The organism is Dactylosporangium sp. NPDC049742, assembly GCF_040674675.1.
GTDB lineage: Bacteria > Actinomycetota > Actinomycetes > Mycobacteriales > Micromonosporaceae > Dactylosporangium > Dactylosporangium maewongense.
In genome coordinates this window covers 75,738-98,254 of record NZ_JBFANF010000010.1, presented here as the reverse complement: position 1 = coordinate 98,254, position 22,517 = coordinate 75,738, and the positions used below count along the sequence as shown (strand labels likewise).

General features: G+C 73.3%; 21 protein-coding genes and 2 pseudogenes. 8 read left to right on the top strand and 15 right to left on the bottom strand.

Annotated elements, in window-relative coordinates:
- Positions 1–4: 4 nt before the first annotated feature.
- Positions 5–853, bottom strand: a complete 849-nt coding sequence (locus AB0J72_RS15635; protein WP_363399135.1) for an MHYT domain-containing protein — start codon at positions 851–853, stop codon at positions 5–7.
- A gap of 104 nt (positions 854–957) precedes the next feature.
- Here AB0J72_RS15635 and AB0J72_RS15630 point away from each other — a divergent pair.
- A pseudogene (locus AB0J72_RS15630) lies at positions 958–1,401 on the top strand (SRPBCC family protein); the annotation flags it as partial.
- Between the two features lie 216 nt (positions 1,402–1,617).
- On the opposite strand, the gene AB0J72_RS15625 reads toward AB0J72_RS15630, so the two are convergent.
- Together AB0J72_RS15625 and AB0J72_RS15620 are read right to left on the bottom strand one after the other, a co-directional pair.
- Positions 1,618–2,364, bottom strand: coding sequence for a methyltransferase domain-containing protein (locus AB0J72_RS15625; protein ID WP_363399133.1), 747 nt, complete (start codon positions 2,362–2,364; stop codon positions 1,618–1,620).
- Positions 2,365–2,553: 189 nt separating this feature from the next.
- On the bottom strand, positions 2,554–3,531 hold the full coding sequence (locus AB0J72_RS15620) for a hypothetical protein (protein WP_363399131.1): 978 nt from the start codon (positions 3,529–3,531) through the stop codon (positions 2,554–2,556).
- Positions 3,532–3,821: 290 nt separating this feature from the next.
- Here AB0J72_RS15620 and AB0J72_RS15615 point away from each other — a divergent pair, with 290 nt between their 5' ends.
- Together AB0J72_RS15615 and AB0J72_RS15610 are read left to right on the top strand one after the other, a co-directional pair.
- Positions 3,822–4,115 (top strand): hypothetical protein, encoded by a 294-nt coding sequence (locus AB0J72_RS15615; RefSeq protein ID WP_363399129.1) that lies wholly within the window; start codon positions 3,822–3,824, stop codon positions 4,113–4,115.
- Entirely contained in the window at positions 4,115–5,917 is a 1,803-nt protein-coding gene (locus AB0J72_RS15610; protein ID WP_363399127.1) for a DUF6745 domain-containing protein, read from the top strand. The genes AB0J72_RS15615 and AB0J72_RS15610 overlap by 1 nt, the downstream gene beginning before the upstream one ends.
- A 20-nt stretch (positions 5,918–5,937) precedes the next feature.
- Here AB0J72_RS15610 and AB0J72_RS15605 read toward each other — a convergent pair whose 3' ends face one another.
- Positions 5,938–6,147, bottom strand: a complete 210-nt coding sequence (locus tag AB0J72_RS15605; protein WP_363399125.1) for a hypothetical protein — start codon at positions 6,145–6,147, stop codon at positions 5,938–5,940.
- Positions 6,148–6,257: 110 nt separating this feature from the next.
- Between AB0J72_RS15605 and AB0J72_RS15600 the strand changes: the two genes are divergently transcribed.
- The gene (locus AB0J72_RS15600) at positions 6,258–7,355 is read left to right on the top strand and encodes a winged helix DNA-binding domain-containing protein (protein ID WP_363399123.1); all 1,098 of its coding nucleotides are present in this window, start codon (positions 6,258–6,260) and stop codon (positions 7,353–7,355) included.
- Positions 7,356–7,359: 4 nt separating this feature from the next.
- A complete protein-coding gene (locus AB0J72_RS15595) occupies positions 7,360–7,689 on the top strand; it encodes a hypothetical protein (RefSeq protein ID WP_344503486.1) in 330 nt (109 codons plus the stop codon).
- On the opposite strand, the gene AB0J72_RS15590 is transcribed toward AB0J72_RS15595, so the two are convergent.
- Both AB0J72_RS15590 and AB0J72_RS15585 read right to left on the bottom strand, forming a co-directional pair.
- Positions 7,680–9,329 (bottom strand): CocE/NonD family hydrolase, encoded by a 1,650-nt coding sequence (locus AB0J72_RS15590; RefSeq protein WP_363399120.1) that lies wholly within the window; start codon positions 9,327–9,329, stop codon positions 7,680–7,682. The two genes, AB0J72_RS15595 and AB0J72_RS15590, sit on opposite strands and share 10 nt — an antisense overlap.
- 11 nt (positions 9,330–9,340) lie before the next feature.
- Positions 9,341–10,246 carry a lytic transglycosylase domain-containing protein gene (locus tag AB0J72_RS15585; RefSeq protein WP_363399118.1) on the bottom strand — a complete coding sequence of 302 codons (906 nt, stop codon included), beginning with the start codon at positions 10,244–10,246 and terminating at the stop codon, positions 9,341–9,343.
- A gap of 156 nt (positions 10,247–10,402) precedes the next feature.
- On the opposite strand from AB0J72_RS15585, the gene typA reads away from it, so the two are divergent.
- Positions 10,403–12,268 carry a translational GTPase TypA gene (typA, locus tag AB0J72_RS15580; protein WP_363399116.1) on the top strand — a complete coding sequence of 622 codons (1,866 nt, stop codon included), beginning with the start codon at positions 10,403–10,405 and terminating at the stop codon, positions 12,266–12,268.
- Positions 12,269–12,912: 644 nt separating this feature from the next.
- On the opposite strand, the gene AB0J72_RS15575 is transcribed toward typA, so the two are convergent.
- The 7 genes from AB0J72_RS15575 to pnuC are packed head-to-tail and all read right to left on the bottom strand — an operon-like array spanning position 12,913 to position 20,018.
- Positions 12,913–13,788 carry an STM4011 family radical SAM protein gene (locus AB0J72_RS15575; protein ID WP_363399114.1) on the bottom strand — a complete coding sequence of 292 codons (876 nt, stop codon included), beginning with the start codon at positions 13,786–13,788 and terminating at the stop codon, positions 12,913–12,915.
- Complete coding sequence (locus AB0J72_RS15570) at positions 13,785–15,095, bottom strand: STM4012 family radical SAM protein (RefSeq protein ID WP_363399112.1); 1,311 nt, start codon at positions 15,093–15,095, stop codon at positions 13,785–13,787. The genes AB0J72_RS15575 and AB0J72_RS15570 overlap by 4 nt, the downstream gene beginning before the upstream one ends.
- The gene (locus AB0J72_RS15565) at positions 15,095–15,889 is read right to left on the bottom strand and encodes an STM4013/SEN3800 family hydrolase (RefSeq protein WP_363399110.1); all 795 of its coding nucleotides are present in this window, start codon (positions 15,887–15,889) and stop codon (positions 15,095–15,097) included. Before AB0J72_RS15565 ends, AB0J72_RS15570 begins: the two co-directional genes overlap by 1 nt.
- Positions 15,886–17,388: an STM4014 family protein gene (locus tag AB0J72_RS15560; protein WP_363399108.1), complete on the bottom strand. Its 1,503-nt coding sequence runs from the start codon at positions 17,386–17,388 to the stop codon at positions 15,886–15,888. Before AB0J72_RS15560 ends, AB0J72_RS15565 begins: the two co-directional genes overlap by 4 nt.
- Positions 17,385–18,311 (bottom strand): STM4015 family protein, encoded by a 927-nt coding sequence (locus tag AB0J72_RS15555; protein WP_363399106.1) that lies wholly within the window; start codon positions 18,309–18,311, stop codon positions 17,385–17,387. The genes AB0J72_RS15560 and AB0J72_RS15555 overlap by 4 nt, the downstream gene beginning before the upstream one ends.
- 10 nt (positions 18,312–18,321) lie before the next feature.
- The gene (locus AB0J72_RS15550) at positions 18,322–19,407 is read right to left on the bottom strand and encodes an AAA family ATPase (protein ID WP_363399104.1); all 1,086 of its coding nucleotides are present in this window, start codon (positions 19,405–19,407) and stop codon (positions 18,322–18,324) included.
- Positions 19,404–20,018, bottom strand: a complete 615-nt coding sequence (gene pnuC, locus AB0J72_RS15545; RefSeq protein ID WP_363399102.1) for a nicotinamide riboside transporter PnuC — start codon at positions 20,016–20,018, stop codon at positions 19,404–19,406. The genes AB0J72_RS15550 and pnuC overlap by 4 nt, the downstream gene beginning before the upstream one ends.
- Positions 20,019–20,039: 21 nt before the next feature.
- On the opposite strand from pnuC, the gene AB0J72_RS15540 reads away from it, so the two are divergent.
- Positions 20,040–20,333 (top strand): antibiotic biosynthesis monooxygenase family protein, encoded by a 294-nt coding sequence (locus tag AB0J72_RS15540; protein ID WP_363399100.1) that lies wholly within the window; start codon positions 20,040–20,042, stop codon positions 20,331–20,333.
- Between the two features lie 4 nt (positions 20,334–20,337).
- Here the strand turns inward: AB0J72_RS15540 and AB0J72_RS15535 are convergent, their stop codons facing one another.
- Together AB0J72_RS15535 and AB0J72_RS15530 are read right to left on the bottom strand one after the other, a co-directional pair.
- On the bottom strand, positions 20,338–21,189 hold the full coding sequence (locus tag AB0J72_RS15535; protein ID WP_363399098.1) for a hypothetical protein: 852 nt from the start codon (positions 21,187–21,189) through the stop codon (positions 20,338–20,340).
- A gap of 267 nt (positions 21,190–21,456) precedes the next feature.
- On the bottom strand, positions 21,457–21,699 hold the full coding sequence (locus AB0J72_RS15530) for a hypothetical protein (protein WP_363399096.1): 243 nt from the start codon (positions 21,697–21,699) through the stop codon (positions 21,457–21,459).
- 128 nt (positions 21,700–21,827) lie between these two features.
- Here AB0J72_RS15530 and coaE point away from each other — a divergent pair.
- Positions 21,828–22,385: pseudogene (coaE, locus tag AB0J72_RS15525) on the top strand (dephospho-CoA kinase); the annotation flags it as partial.
- Positions 22,386–22,517: the final 132 nt, after the last annotated feature.

The window sequence follows — 22,517 nt, the reverse complement described above, 5'->3', positions numbered from 1 at the left end:
GAGATCACTGAGGGACCGGGGCGGCCTTGCCCCGGTCCCTTTCCTCGTGCCGGGCCGCCGCCGCGCGGTGCAGCGTCGCGATCGAGTACATGTCGCGGGCCCGCCGCAGCAGCTCCTCCTCGGACTCGGTGTTCTGCCGCACGGAGAAGCCGACCGTCGCGTACGCCAGGACGCTCAGCAGCACGCAGGCGGCCACGCAGACCGGCGTGAGCAGGGCCAGCGGGCTCGCACCGCTGACGGACCCGCTCGACGGCACGGCGTCGACCCGGACCGCGGTCATCACCGCGTAGTGCGTGCTGCAGGCCGCCACGGCCATGATCGCCGCGGCGACGCCGAGCGCCCTGTTGCCGCGGACCGTCGACACGCACCACAGGGACACCGTCGCCCCGACGACCGCCGCGACGAGGGCGGCGATGGCGGTCGCCGGGTCGTAGCCGACGGTCCCGGCGACGCGCATCGCCAGCGGCGCGGTGCTGTACGCCGCGGCGATGCCGGCGCCGGTGACGATCCCGGCCGGCAGCACCTTCCACAGCGACGGCCGGCCGAAGCCGACGATGTACAGGCCCAGGCAGTACACCACCACCGCGATGCCGAAACCGAGCGCCGTGATCGGCACGTCGTAGCGGACCACGGAGTCGGGCACGTCGGTGCCGAGCAGCGCCATGAAGTGCGGCACCCAGCTGCCCGCTCCCCCGACGCCGACGGCCGACAGTGTCAGCCACCGGGCCCTGCTGCCGCCGCTGGACGCCCTGGACCGGGCGGCGATGAACGTGCCGAGCAGGCATCCGAGGAATGACAGGACGAGGGCGAGCGCGGGCGTGATGGCGCCGTAGGCGAAGTGCTCCACGATCACCCATTCAGCCAGCGCGATGGGCGGGCCGGTCGGACAACCTGTGCGCGTTTGCCCTCACCCTACGGGGGTAGCTGAGAGTGAGCACCGAGAGTAAGGGAGCACACATGAGTCAGGTTGTGGAGAGCGTCGACGTGGCCGTGCCCGTCCGGACCGCTTACAACCAGTGGACCCAGTTCGAGGAGTTCCCGGCGTTCATGCACAGCGTGCGGGAGATCCGCCAGCTCGACGACACCAGGCTGCACTGGGTGGTGGAGTTCGGCGGTGTACGGCGTGAGTTCGACGCCCGCATCACCGAGCAGCACCCGGACGAACGGGTCGCCTGGACGTCGACCGAAGGCCCCAGGCACGCCGGTGTGGTGACGTTCCACCGGCTCGACGACACGCACAGCAGGGTGACCGCGCAGCTCGACATCGACCCGGAGGGCTTCGTCGAGAACGTCGCGGACAAGGTCGGCATCGTGGACCGGGTGATCAAGTCCGACATGGCGAACTTCCGCGAGTTCATCGAGCACCGGGGCACGGAGACCGGGGCCTGGCGTGGCGACGTGGCCTCCCCCTCCGCGACTCCCGCCACGCCGAAACCCGGTTCGTGGCTGCACGGTGACGCGGTCCAGGCCGCGCCCGACCTCACGCAGAGCACCGACGTCACGCGCATGCCGGACGCCGACGACTCCCGGCACGCCATTTGAGCTCCACTCTCCACCGCACCGGAAAAGCCGGCCGGCCAGCGTTCGCGCTGACCGGCCGGCGTGCTGTGTGCCGGGCTACCGCCGTCGCGCCGTGCTGAGCAGCCGGCCGCTGCCCAGGGTGTACGGTGCGCCGTCCGGCCCGCCGAACAGCTCAACGTCCGCGAACCCGCCGGCGCGCAGCAGCTCGCCGAGGTGCCCGCTGGTGTAGACGTGGTGCACGGCGGTCGCGGTGAGCCGCTCCTCGCCGCGCGTGAACGTGTACGTGCTGAGCATCCGGCTCGCGGCCACGTCGTAGTCGGTGCTCGTCCCGACGGTGATGTCGCCGGTGCGCATCACCCGGTCCGCCCTGGTGAAGCCGGGCAGGACCGACTCCGCCGCCGCGCTGAAGTCGACGACGAACCAGCCGCCGGGGCGCAGCGCCGCGGCCGCCGCCGCCACGAACTCGGGCAGCTCGGCCGGCTCCAGGTAGCCGAAGCTGTTGCCGAGGCACAGCACGGCGTCGAACTCGCCGGTCCGCGGGATGTCCCGCATCTCGGCGACCCTGAACTCGACCTCCAGGCCGTTCTTCGCCTGTACGGCATGCGCGATGGCCTCTTCGGAGATGTCCACGCCGGTGACGCGGTGGCCGCGGGCGGCGAGGGCGAGGCTGTGCCGGCCGCTGCCGCAGGGCACGTCGAGCACCCGTGCCCCGGGTTCGATCCTCGTCTCGATGAAGTCGACGTCGGCGGCGGTCATCTCGGGTCCGGCGACGCGGCGCCAGAACTCGTTCGGGAGCTCGGTGAAGAAGTCCGCGTACCACGCGGACTGGACGTGCTGGGACAACTGAGGATCTCCTCTTGGATGTGCACGATCGGGGTCTCTGCGTCGCCCGGGCACACCTCGGCAGACCATCGGACCGCGACGGGTCCGTGGTTCACCGGCGACCCGGGACCGTGTCCCGGGCAGGCATGGCATCCTCCAAGAAGCTGTTGCGCCGACGGTACCAGCGACGCATCGACAGCCGGAAGCGCTTTACTCGACGGGTCGGCGCTGCGCGGGGACCCGCGTCTCCGCCGGGGTCGTGCTCTCCGAGGGCGTGTACCGCCCCGACTCCATCGACCAGTCGACGTTGCCGCGGATCCAGTGCGCGAAGTCGCCGGCGACGGCCGCGACCGCGAAGTCGCCGGCGAGCGGCCCGGCCTGGAACCGCTCGCGGGCCGCGACGAACTCCTCCACCAGGGCGTCGTGCTCGGCGACCGCCACGCGGACCGCCGCCTCCACCGGCAGCCGGCGCTCGTGCCGCAGGGCGAGCACGATGTTGTGGTGGTCGCCGGCGGCCTCCTCCTTCGGCCACGACACGAGGTCGTTGAAGATCGCGGTGATCATCCCGGCGGAGCGGCGCATCACGGCGAAGTCCGCGTCCTCGAACACCCCCGGGGACAGCTCGACGCCGTGCATGGGCTCGATGAGGTCGAAGAACATGTCGATGGCCGCGGTGCGGAAGCGCATGGTGCGGTACTCGGCGACGGGCGGCGGACGGTTGGCGGCGCGGTTGCCGGCCTCCCAGACGGTGGCCTCCAGATAGTCGCCGACGTGGGCGACGAACCGCTCCCGCCAGGCCGGTCCGACGCGCTGCCCGGTGCGCCGCCACACCTCGGCGACGGCTCTGAGGTGGCCCTTCGGGTCCTCGCCGTCGTCGTCCAGCAGCTGCTTGACCTCGTCGACGAGGCGCCTGGTCGCCGCCGGGTCGCCGGCCCGCTCGAGGCGGTCGTCGAGGGCGAAGACGCTGATCAGCCAGGCGGTGGCGAGCTGCAGGTCGGCGGGTGCGGCGTCGGGGTAGGTGCGGGCCATCAGGTTGGCGAACCTCGCCCTGGCGAACGCGGCCCGGGCGCCCGGGCGGTCGAGCAGGCCGTGCCGGGTGGCCCAGTGCAGCGACCAGCGCTGGACGAGGTCGGCGTGCGGCGAGAGGCGCGGTGCGAACGGGCACAGGACCGCCAGCGTCGACTGCATGATGCACCCCTCTTGCCCCAGGAGGTCTTCATGGTCGCTGCTTTTCAGGGATTACGCGACCCTGTTCGAGGGTTTCAAGTCGTTATTCCTTTTTGTCGAGTTGCGCGCTGGTCGCACAAGTGCCGGTATTGAGCTTGACCGAGGTCCATGGGTCCCCGGCCTTCGGCGGGCGTGAAAAAGTGTCGTACCCCGGCGCTATCGTGCGCTTGTTCGACTGGTTCGGCGCTGTCTGTTTGTTCGGCCTTTTTCTTGGAGGTACGGCCGTGTATCGACAAGGTGACGTCCTGCTCATGCCCATTGCCGCTGGTGAGGTGCCCGCGACCGCGGTGCCCGCCCCGCGCGACCGCTCCGGCCGCATGATCCTGGCCCGTGGCGAGGCGACCGGCCACGCCCACGTGATCGTCGGGCCCGACACGCTGCTGCTCGCCGACCGCGACGACATCGACCGGCTCTTCGTCAAGGTCGTGTCCAAGGCGAGGGTCGTCCACGAGGAGCACGGCTCGATCACGATCCCCGCCGGGGCGTACCGGATCATCCGCCAGCGCGAATACGTGCCCGGCTCGTGGCGTCCGGTGGCCGACTGATGACCACGACCCCGCTCACCTCGGAGACCAGCGCCGCGGCGCTCGGCGCCAACGCGGCGAAGTGGCTCGCCGCGGGCCTGTCGACCGCGCCCGCCGACCGCGAGGCCGCCGCCGAGGCGGTCCGCCTGGCCTACCGCTCGGCCGGCCTGCCCGAGCCCGCGCACATCGTGTGGTTCGCCTCACCGGCCGCGGGCGCCAGGGCGGCCGCCCTGCTCACCGGCCGCCGCGACCTGCCGGGCCCGGCCGCCGCCCCGCGACCCATGACCACCGCCGCCCGCCGCGCCGCCCGGGCCGGGCTCGCCCTGCCCACCACCCGCCTGGGCGTGGGGACCGCGGCCTCGTTCAGCGACGACGACGTGCTCGTGGCCGAGGAGCTGCGCGCCCAGGGCTGCCCACCCGTCCCGGGCACGGCCGGCGTCTCGGTCCGCGCCGCCGTCCGCACCACCCCGTGGGCCGCCGCGCGTGCCGAGGTCCACGGGTCGCTCGGCCCCGACGGCTGGGCCCGCCTGTGGGCCGCCTGCGGCGCCGACGTTTGGCGCATGGTCAACGACCGCGTCGCCGCCCCGCTGCGCACCCACCTGCGCAACGAGCTTCCCGCCCACGCCCGCACCGTCCTCCTCGACGCCGTCTCCGGCCAGCACGACGCGGGCTGGCTCGCCGCCTTCGACGCCGCCGCCTCCCGCGCCGACACGCTGTCCCTGCCTCTGCCGCGCGACGGCGGTTCGGGCGCGGGCGCTTCCGTGCGCGCCGGCTCCGACGGCCGGGACGCCGCGTCCGGCGCTTCCCCGGGCGATGGCGCTCAGGGCTCCGCGTCCGGCGCGTCGTTGGGTGACGGCGCTCAGGGCTCCGCGTCCGGCGCGTCCTTGGGTGACGGCTCCCGGGGCGGAGGGTGGGGCGGCAGTTCACGGGGTGGGGGCTCCAGGCAGGGTGGTTCCCTGCGCGGCGGCGCTCCCGGCGGGTGGGCCGGCAGTTCGCGGGGCGGTGGGCTCCGGGCCGACAGCCCGCGCGGCGGCGGCCGGTCCGGAGAAGTCCGGGGCGGCGGATGGGCCGAGGACGCTCAGGGCGACGACCTCCGGGACGGCCCAGCGGCCGGCAACGCTCAGGGCGACGGCCTCCGGGGCGGCGAGTGGGCCGGAGGCGCTCAGGCCGACGGCGCGGGAGCCGCACACTCGTCCGGGGGCTTCGAGATCGACGCCCAGCGGGTCGACGGCGCGCGGGCCGACGGGGGCAGGGCCGACACCGCGGTGCTGCGTGCCGCGCAGCGGCTCGCGGGGCTGGCGGGGGTGGCGCGGTCCGCCGGGTGGTGGTGGCCGTATGCCAACGTCGCCATCCTGACCGACCGGCCCGTCGAGCTGCACCGCGACAACGTGGGCCGGTTGCACGCCGCCGACACGCCCGCGCTGCGCTACGGCGACGGGTTCGCGCTGCACGCGTGGCGCGGCATGCCGATCCCCTCGGAGCTCGTGCACCGGCTCGCCCGCCTGACCCACGCCGAGATCGCCGCGGAGCGCAACGCCGAGCTGCGGCGCGTCATGCTCGAGCACTTCGGCTATGAGCGCTATCTGCGGGAAGCGGGCGCGCGGCGGCTCGGCTCCGACGCGTGCGGCGTCCTGTGGCAGCTGCGCTTCGCCGACGACGAGCCGCTCACGATGGTGGAGGTCATCAACAGCACCCCCGAGCCCGACGGCACCAGCCGCATCTACTGGCTGCGCGTCCCGCCGACCACCCGCACCCCTCGGGAGGGGGTGGCCTGGACGTTCGGGCTCACCGAGCAGGAGTACCAGCCGCTGGTCGAGACCTGATCGGCGCGGGCCGGCCGGGGTCAGCCGCCGCCGTGGTGCGCCTCGACCTGCGCGCGGCTCGGGCCGAGGTCCGGCCAGTCGCGCTTCGGGTCGGTCTCGACGAGCTCGACCGTGTCGCTGGGGCGGACGCGGGCGGGCAGCTCGCCGAACCTGGCATGCCGCAGGAAGGCCAGCTCCGGATCGCTGAACGTGATCCTGGCCGCGCCGTCGTCCGCCGTGTCGCTGGTCATACCGACAATCGTCCGCCGGGCCCGGGCCCGTGCGCAAGGCCGCCGGGCGCCAGGCACGGGCGCCCTCGGGTTGGGATGCGGGGTGAGCTGTGGGACACGAGAATGGGGCGATGCCGAGCGTGGGGCGGGCGAAGGTGCTCGCGTACCGGACCGTCGCCAACCAGCTGCACGAGCGGGTCGACGCCGACCCGGGTGACCTGGCGGTGCTCGACCTCGGGGTGCCCAACGTGCCGGCCGGGACGGCGCGGCAGGCCCTCGCCGCCCGGACGAGCAGGTTCGACGGGGACCTCGCGATGGTGTGGTCGACCCGGGGCGCGCGGCACCTGCACCGGCGGGCGGACCTGCCGGGGCTGGTCGCGGCGCTGTGGCCGGTGAGCGACGCCGACGCGGAGGCCAGGTTCGGCGGCAAGCAGATCCCCGACGGCGGCAAGCTGGGGATCGGGGCGTTCCGGGCGACGGCCGAGGCGTTCGCGGCGGTGGTCAAGGGGCCGACGTCGAAGGGTGACGCGAGCCGGGGCGTCAGCGACCTCGTCCCGGCGGAATTGACGTACTACTGCGGGCCGTGCAAGGCGACGCACATCGCCGGATCGGTGTTCCAGCAGGCGGGGCTCGCGGGTGGGGTGCAGCTCGACGAGGCGGCGGCCAACAGCGTGCTGCTGCCGCTCGACGACCCGCCGCCCGTGCCGGAGGGGGCGGGCAACCCGTCGGGGCTGATCCACGCGTACCTGCGGCTGCTCGGACCCGCGACGCCGAGCGACGTCGCGAAGTACCTCGGCACGACCGTCACGGCGATCAAGCCGGCGTGGCCGGGTGGCCTGGCCGAGGTGAGCGTCGACGGGCGCAAGGCGTGGATCCCCGAGGAGTGCCTGGCGGACCTGCTGGCCGCCGGGCCGGTGCACGGGGTGCGGCTGCTGCCGGCGTCCGATCCGTTCCTGCAGGCGCGGGACCGCGGCGTGCTGACGCCGCAGAAGGAACGGGAGAGGGAGGTCTGGCGGGTGCTCGGCAACCCCGGCGCGCTGCTGGTCGACGGGGACCTCGCGGGGTCGTGGCGGGCGAAGGCCGCGGGGAAGCGGCTGGCGGTGACGGTGTCGGCGTGGGGGCCGCTGCGGGCGCCGGTGCGGGCCGCGATCGAGGTGGAGGCGCAGCGGGCGGCGGCCGCGCGGGGCATCCCCACCGCCGAGGTCACCGTGGAGCGTGGGGATACTTGAGCGCATGAGCTACTTGATCGCGTTCGCGTCGCGGCGGTTGGTGGAGGACGAGTCGCTCCTCCCCGGGTACGTGTACCACGACCCCGAGGACGCGACCCTGCCGGCCGCGCCCGACGGGCGGAAGGCCAGCGGGTGGAACCTGCTGGTCGGCGACGAGACCGACGAGCAGCTCGCCGACGCGGGTGAGCTGCTCATGCCCGACCTGGAGTGGCTCGTCGAGCGCTACCCGGCGTTCGGCAAGGTCGTCAGCGCGGGTTCCGAGGGGCGGCAGTTCGAGTGGGACGCCGACTCCGGCACCTACACCGACGTCGGCCCCTCCACGTTTCAGGACTGAGGCCCCGGCACCGGCAGGATGATCGACGACGGGGCCAGGATCTCCTGCCGGACGGCGCGCAGCTCCAGCTCATGACCGAGCGGCGCGCCCGTGCCCGGGTTGCGCGAGAAGCGCGGGTGCGCCCCGCCGCTGACCTGGACCCGGATGCGGCGCCCCGCCGCGAACCGGTACGCGGTCGGCCACAGCTCCACCCGCACCTCGACCCCGCCGCCGCCGGCGGCGCGGGCGAGCCCATCACAGATGTTCCACGAGCGGTCCTGCTCGTCCACCTCGCACAGCCGGACGAACACGTCGAAGTGCGGCACGAGGTCGCGGTCGGTGAACGGCGTGCCGTCCTGCCGGACGCAGGCCGCCCGGACGGTGATCTCCGCGGCGATCGGGCCGACCACCTCCAGGGGCTCCTCAAGGGGCTCGGACGTGAACGTCAGCACGTCCGGGCGCGCCTCGAGCGGGTGGTTGTCGCGCCGGCCGGAGATCTTGCCGATGAGCCGCGGACCGCCGAGCGCCGGCGTCGGGTCCTTCGGGTCGTACGTGAACCCTTCCAGCCGCTCGCCGTCCGGCGCGGCGGTGGCGCTCAGGCCGCCGTCGCGGCACAGGTGCAACCGGCGCGCCGCACCGTCCACGGGTGGCCATTCCGGCAGCTCCCGCCACGTGTCGGTGCCGCCGACGTGGACCCGGACGGGCTGGTCGCGGATGCTCTCGGGGCCGCCGGTGTGCGCGCGGAACCAGGCGACGGCCTCGGCCGCGGAGTGCTGGAAGAGCCCGGCGCTGCCGTGGTGCCACGGGCCGACGGTGAGGTGCGGGCGGAGGCCCGCCGCCCGTAACGCGGTGTAGTCGGCCAGTTGCCATGGCAGGAAGATGTCGTACCAGCCGCCTATCATCAGGACCGGCGCGGTGACCTTCGGCAGGGTGTGGGCGTGGCCGCGCTGGGTCCAGTAGGGGGAGGTGGGGTCGGCCTCGGCGAGCCACCGCTGGAAGAACTCGACCTCGGCGCCGGTCGTGATGCGGTCCGCCTCGGCGAGCGGCACGCGGGCGAGGCCGCGCTGCAGTCTCGGCTGGCCGCGCAGCAGGTCGACGGCGTTGTCCAGCCGGGTGCCGCGCTGCGCGTCGAGGATCGCCGACCAGGTGAGCACGGTGTCGAGGGAGAAGGCGCCGCCGGCGTAGGTCGGCGGGCCGAAGTCGGAGGCGGTGACGATCGTGGCCATCGCCTTGAGCTCGTCGCCCGCCTCGGCCGCGAGCGCCCACTGCACGAAACCGACGTAGCTGGGGCCGTAGGTGAGGAGGCGGCCGTCGTACCAACGCTGCAACCGCAACCAGTCGAGGGTGTCGAGGCCGTCCTCGCGCTCCTGCAGCAGCGGCTCGAACGTGCCGCCGGAGTCCGACGTGCCCCGGCACGACTGGATCAGCACGTTGAAGCCGCGCTGGGCGACGGCCCGGCACAGCACGCTGGTGGGCGCGCCGCGGCCGTAGGGCGTGCGCACCAGCACCGTGGGCAGCGCGGCGTCGAGGGCCGGGCCGTAGTGGTCGGCGCGCAGGATCGCACCGTCGCGCATCCGGACGGGGATGCCCTTGGTGACGCGGACGCGCCCGGTCAGCGCGGGCGGTAACTTCAGCAGTCGGCCTACGGGGTCGAGCCTCATGCCGCCCTACGTTAGTAGTCGTTGCAGCAGCGGCCCATGAGCGCCTTGACGTTGTTGACGTAGTTCCAGTTGGTGATCCCGGCGTCACCCTTGGTGAGGTCGACCGCGCCGGCGCCGTTGTTGTAGGCGGACACGACCGCGTTGAGCAGCGTCGGGTCGGTGCCCATGATGTCGAACGTGCCGAGCTGCTCGCCGAAGTAGCGGATCGCCCAGGCCAGGTACTGCCCGCCGAGCATCACGTTGTCCTTCGGGGTGTCGATCTTCCAGCTGGTGCCGAAGCGCTGGTTCATCCAGGTCTCGGTGTTGGGCATGACCTGCATGACCCCAACGCCCCCGTCACAGGCGTAGATGTTGGACTGCCAGCCGCTCTCCTGGTCGGCAACCCCGTACAGCAGCCGCTTCGGGACCCTGATGGCCTGCACCTCGGCGGGGGTGTTGCTGCCCCAGAACTGCTTCGTGGACGCCGCGTCCAGATACTCGCGGACGCTCGACTTCGGCAGCTGGGTGCCCTTGTACGTGGGCTGACAGCCAGGCTTCGTGCTGACCTTCGGCGGCGGGGGCGGCAGCGCGGTCTGCTTCGGCGGCGCGATCGACTTCTTCGTCGGGACCTTCGAGGGCGTCGCGGACGGGGTGGGGCTCGGCGGCGGCGGCGGCGCCGACGTCGCCACCACGACCACGTCGCTCGCCTCGACGCTCGGCGCGGCCTCCACCTGTGACGGCCGCGAGCCGGCGGCGGACGTGGGCTTCGGATCCTTGCCCTTGACGAGGAACGCGAGCCCGCCGAGCGCGACCAGGACGACCACGGCGAGCGCGCCCAGCAGGAAGATCATCCCCGGGCGCCGCCGGCGCGGCGCGTCCTCCTCGATCCCCCAGCGCTGCTCAGCGGTGTCGTCGTCATAGAAGCTGCCGTAGCTCATCGATGCCTCCCCGTCCTGGCACGCTATCGCGGACCGCGCCGGCCCGCTGTCCCCTATGACGTCGGTGGGGGCCGGTTTCGATGAGTCCGGGCGCGGTACGTCACATCGCGCACTGTGCGTGACGGCACGCTCGGGCCGCCTGGAACAATGGATGCCATGCAGACCCGCGCAGACCTCCGCAACGTCGCCATCGTCGCTCACGTCGACCACGGCAAGACCACCCTTGTCGACGCGATGCTGCGGCAGAGCGGCGCGTTCCACGCGCGCGCGGAGCAGGTCGACCGGGTGATGGACTCGATGGACCTGGAGCGCGAGAAGGGCATCACCATTCTCGCGAAGAACACCGCCGTGCGCTACGTCCCTGCCGACGGCGGAGCCCCGACCACGATCAACATCATCGACACCCCCGGCCACGCCGACTTCGGCGGTGAGGTCGAGCGCGGCCTGACGATGGTCGACGGCGTGGTCCTGCTCGTCGACGCCTCCGAGGGCCCGCTGCCGCAGACCCGGTTCGTGCTGCGCAAGGCGCTGAAGGCACGCCTGCCGATCATCCTGGTGATCAACAAGGTGGACCGTCCCGACGCCCGGATCAAGGAGGTCATCGACGAGACGTACGAACTCTTCCTCGACCTCGACGCCGACGAGCACCAGATCGAGTTCCCGATCGTCTACGCGTGCGCCCGCGACGGCGTCGCCTCGCTGAGCCAGCCGGAGGACGGCACCGTCCCGGCCGACAGCGACGACCTGCAGCCGCTGTTCCAGACGCTGCTCAACACGATCCCCGCCCCTTCCTACACGGAGGGCGCGCCGCTGCAGGCGCACGTCACCAACCTCGACGCGTCGCCGTTCCTCGGCCGTCTCGCGCTGTGCCGGGTCCGCGAGGGCAGGATCCGCAAGGGTCAGACCGTCGCCTGGATCCGCACCGACGGCACCGTGCAGAACGTGCGGATCTCCGAGCTGCTGATGACCCAGGGCCTGGAGCGCAAGCCCGCCGAGGAGGCCGGGCAGGGCGACATCATCGCGCTCGCCGGCATCCCCGAGATCATGATCGGCGAGACCCTCGCCGACGCGGAGAACCCGGTCGCGCTGCCCCTCATCACCGTCGACGAGCCGGCGATCTCGATGACCATCGGCACCAACAACTCGCCCCTCGCCGGCAAGGTCAAGGGCACGAAGGTCACCGCCCGCCTGGTCAAGGACCGCCTCGACCGGGAGATGGTCGGCAACGTGTCGCTGCGCATCCTGCCGACCGAGCGCCCCGACACGTGGGAGGTGCAGGGCCGTGGCGAGCTCGCCCTGGCCATCCTCGTCGAGCAGATGCGCCGCGAGAGCTACGAGCTGACCGTCGGCAAGCCGCAGGTCGTCACCCGTGAGGTCGACGGCAAGGTCCACGAGCCGGTCGAGCGCCTCACGATCGACGCCCCGGAGGAGTATCTCGGCGCGATCACCCAGCTGCTCGCCACCCGGAAGGGCCGCATGGAGCAGATGGTCAACCACGGCACCGGCTGGATCCGGATGGAGTGGCTGGTCCCGGCGCGCGGCCTCATCGGCTTCCGGACCGAGTTCCTCACCGACACCCGCGGCACCGGCATCCTGCACCACGTCTTCGAGAAGTACGAGCCGTGGTTCGGCGAGCTGCGCATGCGGGCCACCGGTTCCCTCGTCGCCGACCGGGCCGGCGTCGCCACCCCCTTCGCGATGATGAACCTGCAGGAGCGCGGCTCCATGTTCATCGAGCCCACCACCGAGGTGTACGAGGGCATGATCGTCGGCGAGAACTCCCGCGCCGACGACATGGACGTCAACATCACCAAGGAGAAGAAGCTCACCAACATGCGCTCCTCTGCCTCCGACGAGACGGAGAAGCTCATCCCGCCGCGCAAGCTCACCCTGGAGCAGGCCCTCGAGTTCTGCCGCGAGGACGAGTGCGTCGAGGTCACCCCGACCGCCGTCCGCATCCGCAAGGTCATGCTCGACCAGAAGGACCGCGAGCGCGTCGCCCGCAAGCGTTCCCACGCCTGACCTGTCCGCTTGAGGGGCCGCTCCGGCGGCCCCTTCAGCGTCTCCGGACACCGACCACCGACCGGGCCGCCGCTTGGGCGGCCCTCGGCCATCACCCGGCGGCCAGCACCTTCTCGTCCGGGGACATCGCCCACCGACTGGCCGCTGCTTCGGCGCCCTCAGCCATCACCCGGCCGGCCGCACCACTCGCCGCCGCCGAGGGGTCCCTCCCGCGTCGGCAGACATTGACCACCGTCTTCGCCAGCCGCTCCGGCTCCCCGCGGCCACCAACCAGCGACCAGCACCCTCCCCGCCGAACATGCCTCCCACAACCACCGGCATTGACCACCGTCTCCACCAGCCGCCCCGGCCACCAGCGACCAGCGACCAGCGACCAGCGACCAGCGACCAGCGACCCTACTGGCAGTCCCCCCCGCCGCCGTCGGCGAGCCGATCCGCGACCGGGCGCCTCGATCCGTGCAGCGCCACTGCGTCGCTGTGCCAGCAGCACCCGGCCCGAGGACGCGAACAGCCCCGACCATCCGATCGCGCCACCGGTCCCGAGCACGCGGCAGCGACACCCAGCCGATCGCCACGCCTTGGCAGCTCCCCCGACCGGCGGGGCACCCGGCGAGCCCAACCCTCGTCGCTGGTGCCGCAGCGTCTCAGGCGCTGCCCGTGGCGGCGGCGTGCGGGACGGACCAGAGTGGCTGCTCGTGGGGGACGCGCTCCAGCACCCCGCCGGCGAACACGGTGTACAGGGGCAGGCTCCGCAGGTGCACGTAGCCGATGTGACAGTCGCACTCCTCCTTCGGGCAGGGCGCTGCGGTGCGGCGCCAGGTGTCGTCGTACAGGTTGCCGAGCGGCTCGGGCACGAAGTGGCACCGGCGGACCGTGCCGTCGCCGAGCACGGAGATCACCTCGTCGCCGGTGCGGCACGCGAGACCGCGGGACCGGTGCGGCCTGACGCTGTAGCCGAACAGCGGGTCGATCGCGGTCCACGCGGCCTCCTCCGCCGGCGTGTACGTGTGGCCGTCGGCGGCGTTGACCCACAGGTACACCTCGGGAGGCAGCGACGCACGCAGCGCCTCCGCGTCGGGAAGGTGCGCGGGCAGGCCGACGACGCCGACGGAGTGCCGGATGCCGTGCCGGCGCAGCGTCGCCACCTGCCGCAGGAAGCGCTCCAGGCTCGTCTGCCCGGGGTGGTACGTGCACCACAGCGCGAGCGTGTCCCGATCGGCGTCGGCGACCCAGCCGAGCCGCCCAGCGAGGTTGGTCTGGATCGCGGCCCGCCCGACGTGCGGCAGGTGCGACAGCCGGACGAGCGCGGCCCGGTACCAGGACCGCGTCAGCCCTTCGCCCCACGGCGTGAACAGCACCTCGGTCGGCTCGGCGGGGTGCGACTCGACCCAGCCGACGAACCGGTCGAGCGCGGCCCGGTCCTCGCGCAGCAGTTCGGGTGGGTCGTGCCGCTTCGCGAACGGGCAGTACGGGCAGTCGTAGTTGCAGCTCGCGAGCGGGCCGCGGTACAGGATCTTCATCGCGGCACGTGCCCGGCCATGGCGGCGCGGACGCCGGCGGAGATGAGCCAGGGCCCGATCGCGTCGGAGTGCGCGAGCCCCTCGGCCGTGAGCCGGTGTCCGTCGAGGTGGCCGCTGTCGCGGAGCAGGCCCAGCGCCGGGAAGTCGTCGTCGACGCCGGTGCCGAACCGCGCCCGGTACGCCGCCGGGTCCACCCCCGGCGCCCGCAGCAGCGACTTGAGCAGCCAGCGGCGGCGCTGCTCGGTGCCGTCGAGCACGAACCCGACCTCGGCCACGTCGAAGTCCTCCGCCGGCCGCGCCAGGTAGTCGTCCAGAATGCCCCGGACCTGCCGGACACTCACCGCATAGTCGAACGAATAGTGCAGTCCCGTCGTGTACGACCTGGCCCCGCACCCCAGTCCGACCATGCCGTCGTCCTGGCAGCAGTACCCGGGACCGGCGGGATCGCCGATCGGCGCGGCGTCCCGCCGCCGGAACGCGCGCATCGACTGCTGCTCGTAACCCGCGTCGGCGAGCAGGTCGACGGCGTGCCGGTACAGCCCGAGCCGCTGCGCGTCCCATTCGGGGTCGGGCGTGCCGGGGGCGCGCCGGCCGAGCCCGGTCATCGGCCGCACGTACAGCGGGTACAGGTACAACTCCTCGGGCCGCCACGTCAGCGCGGTCCGCAGCGACGCGGTCCAGGTGGCGGCGGTCTGGCCGGGGATGCCGTAGATGAGGTCGATGTTCAGCTCGGCCGCCCCGGCCGCACGGATCGTGTCGAGGGCCCGGTCGACCTCGGCGCGATGCTGCGGCCGGCCCGCGGCGTGCGCCTCGGCGTCGAGGAAGCTCTGCACGCCGATGCTGACCCTGGTCGTGCCGCGCTCGACGAGGACCGCGAGCCGGTCGGCGGTCGCCGTGGCGGGCGACGTCTCCACCGACGTCGGCACCGCGCGCAGGTCCGCGCCGGCGGCCCGCTCGACGGTGTCGAACAGCCGGCTCAGCTCGGCCGCCGTCAGGTACGTCGGGGTCCCGCCGCCGATCGCGGCCCGGGCGTAGCGCGCGCCCGGCACGGCGGCGGCGACCCGGCCGGCCTGCCGGGCCAGCTGGTCGAGGTACGCGGTGACCTGCTCGGCGGGCGGCCGCGCCCTGGTGAACAGGTTGCAGAACCCGCACCGCATCTCACAGAACGGCACGTGGACGTAGAGGAACAGCGCGTCCGTCGCCTCCGCCGCCCACACGTCGGCGAGCGCCGGGCGGGGGCGCAGCGGCCGGTACGCGGTCTTGTGCGGGTACGCGTACAGGTACCCCTGGTACGGAGATCCGAGCATCACCACTCCCCCGGCTCGAGCGTGAACTCGGCGTACGGCACCGTCCACACCACCTCGTGCGCGAAGCGGTGCCCGGTGTGCCCGTCCTCGCCGTACGCCGTGCCGTGGTCGCTGCACATGATCACGCGGCACGGCCGGCCGCGGGACGTGACGAGCCCGAACAACGTCGGCAGGTGCCGGTCGACGTACGCCAGGGCCGCCCCGTGCGACGCGACCGTGTCCTCGGCGGCGCCGGGCAGGTAGTGCCGGTTGGGCTGGTGCATGGCGGCGACGTTGACGAACGTGAACAGCGGCCCGTCGTCGGGCAGCACCGTCTTGAGCCGCTCGAGCTGCGCCTCGAAGCAGCCCGGGTTGGTGACCCCGAAGTCCCGCGTCCAGTGCGCCTCGTCGAAGAGCCCCGGCAGCACCCCGCCCTGCGCCGACGTCATCGCGAAGAAGCCCACGCCGCCGACGCAGATGGTGTGGTACCCCGCGGCCCGCAACCCGGTGACGACATCGCCCTCGTCGAACTCCCACGTGTCCTCGCCGACCGTCGTGCTGCCCGGGAAGCGCGCCGCGAACGGCCGCTCGTGCGGCCCCGGCGTCTCCGGTGTCGGCAGGAACCCGCCGAAGAACGCGTGGTGCGCCGCATACGTGAACGACGCCGGCGTGTGCCGCCGCTCCCACTCCCCACCGGGAAGCACCTTCGCCAGGTTGGGCGTCTGCCCGGCCCGCAACTGCCCGGCCGCGACGTCGTGCCGCAGCGTGTCCAACGTGACGAACAGCAGGTCATGGCTGCCGACAAACCTCTTCACCGCACAGCCCAGCTCTCCGCGACGCCCCCACGAGCAGCCGCGCCCGCCGCCGACCCACCACCCGGAGCCCCCTGCCCGCCGACCGCGACGCGGGAAACCCCCGACCCAGCGACCACAACGCGCGGAACGCCCGGCCCAACGACCACAACGCGGGGAACCCCCGACCCAGCGACCACGACGCGGGGAACGCCCGGCCCGACGACCGCGCCATCCAGAGCACCCTGCCCGGCGACCGCGACATGCGGAGGGCGCGCGGCAACCGTGCCACGGGCGAACATCCCGGGCGGTGCCGTGACCACAGCGGGTTCACCGATCCGGATCGGCGCGCGGACGGTGCCGACAACCGCCTGCGGCAGGGCAGCCAGCAGCGACGGCTCACGGGCGACCGACTGCGGCGGCTGGTCAGCGACGGCCTGCGCCTGCACGCCTGCCGCTGGAGACGGCAGCGGGGCGGTGAAGCGGCCGGAGAGGAGGGCGTCGAGCTCGGCGGCATACGTGTCGCGGCCGGCGACGAGCAGCCCGGGCAGCAGGTCGCCGAACGCGTTGACCTCGGCGACGGCGTGGGTGCCGTGGTCGCGGCCGAACATCAGGTCCACGCCGACGTGCAGGCTGCCGGGGAAGCAGGCCGCCGCCGCCTCGCAGGTGCGCATCGCGGCCGCCCAGTGCTCCTCGCCCACGGCGGCCCGGACGCCGGGCAGGTCGCCGCGGGCGTTGCCCAGGTGCAGGTTGGTCATCGGGGACCTGCCGGTGCGCACGACGACGTGGCTGACTCGGCCGGCGACGACGAGCACCCGCAGGTCGAACACGAGCCCGTCGTGCGACGCCTTCGGCAGCCACCGCTCGACGTGCAGGCCGTCGACGGCGAGCCGGTCGACGATCGCCGCGATGGTCCGCTCGTCGGTATACCTGTGCACACGCAGCTGGTTGTAGAGCTTGCCGCCGTCGAGGGCCGCGGAGGTGTACGCGACGACCCGCCCCCGCTCGCGAGCCCCGCCGAACCCGAGCGCGACGACCCCCGACGCCGACGACCCGTGCGGCGGCTTGACGAACACCCGCCGCCAGCCGCGCTCACGGATCTCCTGGTAGCCGACCGCGGCGAACGCCTCGGGCACCGCCACGCCCCTGGACCGCAGCAGCGCGTGGCACCGCCGCTTGTCGAACATGACGTCGAGCTCGTCGACCGCGGTCAGCAGCGGCACGCCCCACGCCTCAACCTGGCGGGCCGCCGCGACGAGGCCGCGGTGCCAGGCGGCGAGCCCGACGATCTCGCCGTGCGCGGCCTCGCTCGCCGCGCCCCGCAGCAGCCGGTCGGTCTCGGCGTCCTCCCCCGGTGACTCCAGCCGGATCCAGCTCGACCCGCCGCCGTCGACCCGCGCGCCGGCGCAGACGTCGCGCCAGCTCACGACCGTGGGCTCGGGGAGTCCCGCGGCGACGGCCGCGTCGCGGAACAGCCCGACCCGCCGGTTGCCGGGAACGCCGACGACGGTGATGGCGGTCATTCCGACACTGCCGTGTAGCGCTCGCCGTCGTCCTCCTCCTTCTGGTCGGACAGGTCGACGTCGACGCCGGGCAGCTCGGCCCGGAGCCGGTCGGCCAGCTCGGCCGAGATGAAGTGGTGGGACAGGTCGAGCCGTCGCAGGTGGGTCAGCGGCTGGCCGAGCAGGAGCGCCTCGGCGCCCCGGTCGGAGAGGATGCCGAGGGACAGGTCGAGCTCCTCCAGGCGGGGCACGACGGGAGCGCCGGCGAGCGCGGCCGCGACCTGGTCGGCGATCTCGGCGTTGCGCAGCGCGAGCCGGCGCAGCCGGGGCATGCCCGAGCCGCTGAGGACCGGCGTCAGGTCCTCGACGGTGATGTCGCCGCCATACTCGCTGACGCCGAGCCACAGCTCCAGGTCGGTCAGCGCCGGCAGGTGCGAGTCGACGACGCCGCGGAGGAAGGCCGCGGGCAGGCCGCCGCTCTCCACCGCCAGCTCACGCAGGCGCATGTGCCGCACCGGCGACAGCTGCAGCCCGTCGGCGCCGCGGATGCGCAGGATCTCCAGCCCCGGGAACGCGGCGAGCAGCGGCGCCACGTCGGTGTGGTTGATCCAGGAGATCTCGCACTCCTCGCCGGTCATCTCGCCGATGAACAGCGCCCGCAGGTGCGGCAGGCGGGCGCGGGCGGCGATGAGCAGGTGCAGGGGCGGCGCGGTGTCATAGGCCTCGCCCCACTGGCCGATGACGAACGCGTGGATGGACTCGCCGCCGACGACGTCGAGGCACCGGTCGAGGATGGAGCCGAACACCTCCTCGCTGTCCTCGTAGTCCGTCTCGATCCGCCACGCGACGGCGCTGCGCGGGGTCCCGGCCCGGTCCAGCTTGTCGACGACGCCGGGTCCGAACTGCATCACCGGAAGCCCGGCGAACGTCGTGATGTGCCTCATGCGCGGGACCCTAACAGGACCCCCCGACATTTCCCGGCGACCGGCGGGGCAGCTGCGGCGCGGCGAACCGCCAACCCTGCGTGAGCAGCTCGTCGCAGGCCGCGAGCGCCGTGCGCAGTCGCATCCGGTACGTCCCGGTCAGCTCGATCCACGGGACCCGGCCGGCGGCGAGCTCGGCGCGGAACCGGTCGGTCATCCACCCGCGTAGATGCTCGCCGTCCCGCATCCCGTCGTCCTCGAAGGGCACGCCGTCGTCGGGGGTCAGCAGGTACAGCGCGGGCTCGCGGGCGGCGGCGCGGACCTCCGGCGAGGCGGAGCCGAGGTAGCGCTCCTCCCAGACGGCGGTGGCGAACGCGTCGGTGTCGCAGATGAGCAGCGGCCCGCCGGCCCGGGCGGCGGCGTCCTCCGCGGTGTTCTGCTCGCGCACGACGGTCAGGAAGTCCTCGCGGTCCCATACGAGGTCCTCGACCTTGACGCCGCCGGCCATCTTCAGCTCGGTGAGGGTCCGCCCGTACTCCGGCACCCAGCGCGTGCCGGCGAACGCTCCGCCGCGCAGTCTGAGCTGTGCGGCGAGCGCCCGCGCGAGGGTGGTGGTGCCGGTCGACTCGGCGCCGACGACGACCACCCGTCGGGCCAGCCAGCCGCGTACGGGAGGGGCCAGGAACGCCCAGTTGGCCACCGGATCGGCGCGCACGGCCGTGCCGGAGACCGGCACACCCCGCCTCGGCGGGTCGACCGGGACGTGCCGCGCGCCGAACCGTCGGGCGAGCTCATCGCCGTACAACTCGGATGAAAAGACCAGGTCGACCCGCACCGGACCGACGGCCCCGCGGAAGACCTCGTAGTGCGCCTGCCAGATGTCGGGGTCGTCGTAGTCGATCGGCAGGTCGCAGTACACGCCGGCGAAGCGCACATGCGGGCTGGCTGAATGGACCTCGCGCAGCCATTCGAGGCGGGTCTCGAGCGGGATGGACTCGGTGCTCGACGGCGCGACGACGACGGTGACTCGGTCGCATGTACTGGCAGCGGTGTCGATGAGCAGGTGATGTCCGGCGTGCGGCGGGTAGAACTTGCCGACGACGAGCCCGTGGGTCACGCCGGCACCGCCTCGCGCCGCGGGTCGAGGGCCTGCCGCCAGGCGCGCAACCCCAGGACGCACAGGGCGAGGAAGGCGAGGTAGAGCACCGCGGTGAGCCACAGGTCCTTGTACCCGTAGAGCGGCACGTAGACGACGTCGACGGCGATCCACAGCCACCAGCTCTCGACGAGCCGGCGGGTCTGGCCGTAGGTCGCGAGCAGGGAGAGGGCGGTGGTCGCGGCGTCCGGCCACGGCACGGTCGAGCTGGTGAAACGGTCGAGGTACCACCACAGCACCACGGTGAGCGACACCCCGGCGACAGCGAGTGCACCCCATTCGACGCGGGTCGTGCGACGGACTACCGTCGTGGCACCCGGACGCCACCGCCACCAGCCGTAGGCGCCGAGCACCACATAGACCACCTGAAGCCAGGCATCGCCATAGAGGCCCACGTGCCAGAACGCGACCATGAGCAGCAGCACGTTGGCGATGCCGATGGGCCAGTTCGCGATGTGCTGCCGCACGACCAGCCAGACCGTGACCAGCCCCGTCAGGAATCCCAGCAGCTCCGCCCAGGTGGTGGGAGCGCCGAAAGCGTGGAAGGCGGTGGATGTGAGCCAGTCGAGCACGATGTCCCCTACCCTGTCCGAATGGTTCTGGAAGTTGCACTCATCGACGTGCTCGCGGGTCGCGAGGACGAGTTCGCCGCCGCGTACGGCAAGGCACACACGCTGCTCGCGACCACCCCCGGCTGCCGGTCCGTGCGCATGACACGCGGCGTCGAGTCACCGACCCGGTTCGTGCTGCTGGTGGAGTGGGACTCGGTGGACGCGCACCTGGACAACTTCCGCGCCACCGACCGCTTCACGCAGTGGCGTGGGCTGCTCGGGCCGTTCTTCGACGGCGCGCCGACCGTCGAGCACTTCGTCGACGTGCCCGCCTGACCGATCAGTCGCCGGTCTTCTTCCACACGGTGAAGTCGAGGTACGTGGTGTAGAGCTGGCCGCTGACGACGGCCTCGCCGGATCGGGGCGTGAACCAGCCGAACCGCTGGTCGCCGGTGCGGACGCAGACCTTCGTGGTGGGCAGCAGCGCGCTGAGCAGGACCCGGTCGCCCCACTGGGCGGCCGGGACCGCCGAGCAGACGGCGAGGGTCGGCGTCGCCAGGACGGGGGCGAAGGCCGCGCCGCCCACGGCGGTCAGGCCGAGCGCGCCGGCGGCGATGTCGGCGCCGGGCGCCTGCTTGGCGCCGTTGTCGAAGTCGAACGTCTCGTCGGGCTGCCCCGCAAGGACGGTCATCCGCACGGTGCCGGCGCGCAGCACGTCGGTGACGGTGCCCCCCGGCACGGGGCTGGTCACGACGGCGCTCGGGTCGGGGGTGCCGGCGCTGAGCGCGGGCACGGGCGATCCATTGGCGTCGAGGCTCGGGGACCCTGTGCCCCCCGCAGTGGCCCCGGCGGTGGCCGCGGACCCGGCCGGCGTCGTCGCCTCGGTCACCGGCGCGGTGACGGCGCGGTTCTCACCGGTCGGCGTCTGCGTGTCGCCGGACGACTTCCGGGTGGCGAGCACCCCGCCCACCGCCGCGGCGAGCAGCACGATCAGGCCGATGACCAGGGCGGCGATCCGCCAGCGGCGGCCGTGCGCCTGCTGGGGCGGCTCGGCGGTCGCGGCCGGCGGCGCTTCCCGCGGTTCCTCCCGCGGTGCCCGCTGCTCTTCCTTCGGTGGAGTCGCCTGCCTGGGGACGATCGCGTAGGCCGAGGTCGGCCAGCCGGACCCGCCGTCGAGCGGCGAGTCCGACATCCAGCCACGCCGGCTGCGGGGTCGCGGCGGCGACCCGTTGACCTGGTCGTGGCTCGGCTCCGTCGGCGGATCCTGCCGTGGGGGGTGTCCCGGCTCCATGCAGCGCGTCCTTCTGGTCCTGGCGTCGGTGCAGATCGTGCACTTGCGCACGGCACTCGTGCACTCGCCCGGGCAGAGTATCGCTGACAGCCCGCGCCTCGCGCCACGGCTGATGGCGTTGATGACCCACCTTTCGGGTGCCCGCCCGCACCCGCTCGGGTCGCCTCGTCAGCGCGCCAGCATCTGCGCGACCGCGGTCGCTCCCGACGCCGCGTACCAGCCGCTGACCGCGAGTATCGCCAGCACGGCGGCCGCGGCGAAGATGCCCGCGGCCTCGGTCGTCAACCGGCGCAGCGAGCGGCCGCGGCGGTGCCGTGGTCCCTGTTCGGCCACGTCGGCGGCCGCAAGGATCATGGTGATGTCACGGCGCCCCAGGCCCGGCCGGCCGATGCAGTGTCGCCCCTGTGTCATGTTCGCCCCGCTATGTCGTCTTCCTCAGCACGGAGGTTATCTCCGCAAATGCCGTTTTCCGCGCCGTACACGCCGGAGATCACCTGTCCGGTGCGCGGCGGGTCCGTCCGCTCTGCTGTGATGGGCGGATGAGGATGGTGGGGCTGACCGGCGGCATCGGCGCCGGTAAGAGCGCCGTGGCGGAGCGGCTGGCCGCGCTCGGCGCCGTGATCATCGACGCGGACCGGCTGGCGCGTGAGGTCGTGGAGCCCGGCACGCCCGGTCTGGCCGCGATCGTCGAGGCGTTCGGCGACGGCGTGCTCACCGCGGACGGCGCGCTCGACCGGGCCGCGATGGCGAGCCGGATCTTCGGCTCCGACGAGGCGCGCGCGACGCTGGAGGGCATCGTGCACCCCCTCGTCCGGGCACGGACGGCCGAGCTGGTCGCGGCCGCGCCTGACGGCGCCGTCGTCGTCAACGATGTGCCGCTCCTCGTCGAGAAGCAGATGTCGCGCCTGTACGAGACGGTGGTCATCGTGTTCGCCTCGCTCCCCACGCGGCTGGACCGGCTGGTGCGGTTGCGCGGGATGACGCCCGAGGAGGCCCGGGCCCGGATCGCGGCGCAGGCGACGGACGAGCAGCGGCGGGCGGTCGCGGACGTCTCGATCGTCAACGACGGCACACCGGCCGAGCTGGACGCGGCGGTTGCGACGGCTTGGCCTTTGATCGCCGGTACCGCCTGACGCCGGCCCCTGACGCAGGGGCGCTCGCGGCGGCCGGTCGCGCGTGTCGCGCGATCCATCCACGGTGCGCTCGCCGACCGTGACGGGCCGGGGCAG

Bases quoted from the DNA above. Each gene is read 5' to 3' on its own strand.
- AB0J72_RS15620 (WP_363399131.1), bottom strand. From the start codon at position 3,531: ATGCAGTCGACGCTGGCGGTCCTGTGCCCGTTCGCACCGCGCCTCTCG.
- AB0J72_RS15615 (WP_363399129.1), top strand. From the start codon at position 3,822: ATGCCCATTGCCGCTGGTGAGGTGCCCGCGACCGCGGTGCCCGCCCCG.
- AB0J72_RS15610 (WP_363399127.1), top strand. From the start codon at position 4,115: ATGACCACGACCCCGCTCACCTCGGAGACCAGCGCCGCGGCGCTCGGC.
- AB0J72_RS15605 (WP_363399125.1), bottom strand. From the start codon at position 6,147: ATGACCAGCGACACGGCGGACGACGGCGCGGCCAGGATCACGTTCAGC.
- AB0J72_RS15600 (WP_363399123.1), top strand. From the start codon at position 6,258: ATGCCGAGCGTGGGGCGGGCGAAGGTGCTCGCGTACCGGACCGTCGCC.
- AB0J72_RS15595 (WP_344503486.1), top strand. From the start codon at position 7,360: ATGAGCTACTTGATCGCGTTCGCGTCGCGGCGGTTGGTGGAGGACGAG.
- AB0J72_RS15590 (WP_363399120.1), bottom strand. From the start codon at position 9,329: ATGAGGCTCGACCCCGTAGGCCGACTGCTGAAGTTACCGCCCGCGCTG.
- AB0J72_RS15585 (WP_363399118.1), bottom strand. From the start codon at position 10,246: ATGAGCTACGGCAGCTTCTATGACGACGACACCGCTGAGCAGCGCTGG.
- typA (WP_363399116.1), top strand. From the start codon at position 10,403: ATGCAGACCCGCGCAGACCTCCGCAACGTCGCCATCGTCGCTCACGTC.
- AB0J72_RS15575 (WP_363399114.1), bottom strand. From the start codon at position 13,788: ATGAAGATCCTGTACCGCGGCCCGCTCGCGAGCTGCAACTACGACTGC.
- AB0J72_RS15570 (WP_363399112.1), bottom strand. From the start codon at position 15,095: ATGCTCGGATCTCCGTACCAGGGGTACCTGTACGCGTACCCGCACAAG.
- AB0J72_RS15560 (WP_363399108.1), bottom strand. From the start codon at position 17,388: ATGACCGCCATCACCGTCGTCGGCGTTCCCGGCAACCGGCGGGTCGGG.
- AB0J72_RS15555 (WP_363399106.1), bottom strand. From the start codon at position 18,311: ATGAGGCACATCACGACGTTCGCCGGGCTTCCGGTGATGCAGTTCGGA.
- AB0J72_RS15540 (WP_363399100.1), top strand. From the start codon at position 20,040: ATGGTTCTGGAAGTTGCACTCATCGACGTGCTCGCGGGTCGCGAGGAC.
- AB0J72_RS15535 (WP_363399098.1), bottom strand. From the start codon at position 21,189: ATGTCGGACTCGCCGCTCGACGGCGGGTCCGGCTGGCCGACCTCGGCC.
- AB0J72_RS15530 (WP_363399096.1), bottom strand. From the start codon at position 21,699: ATGACACAGGGGCGACACTGCATCGGCCGGCCGGGCCTGGGGCGCCGT.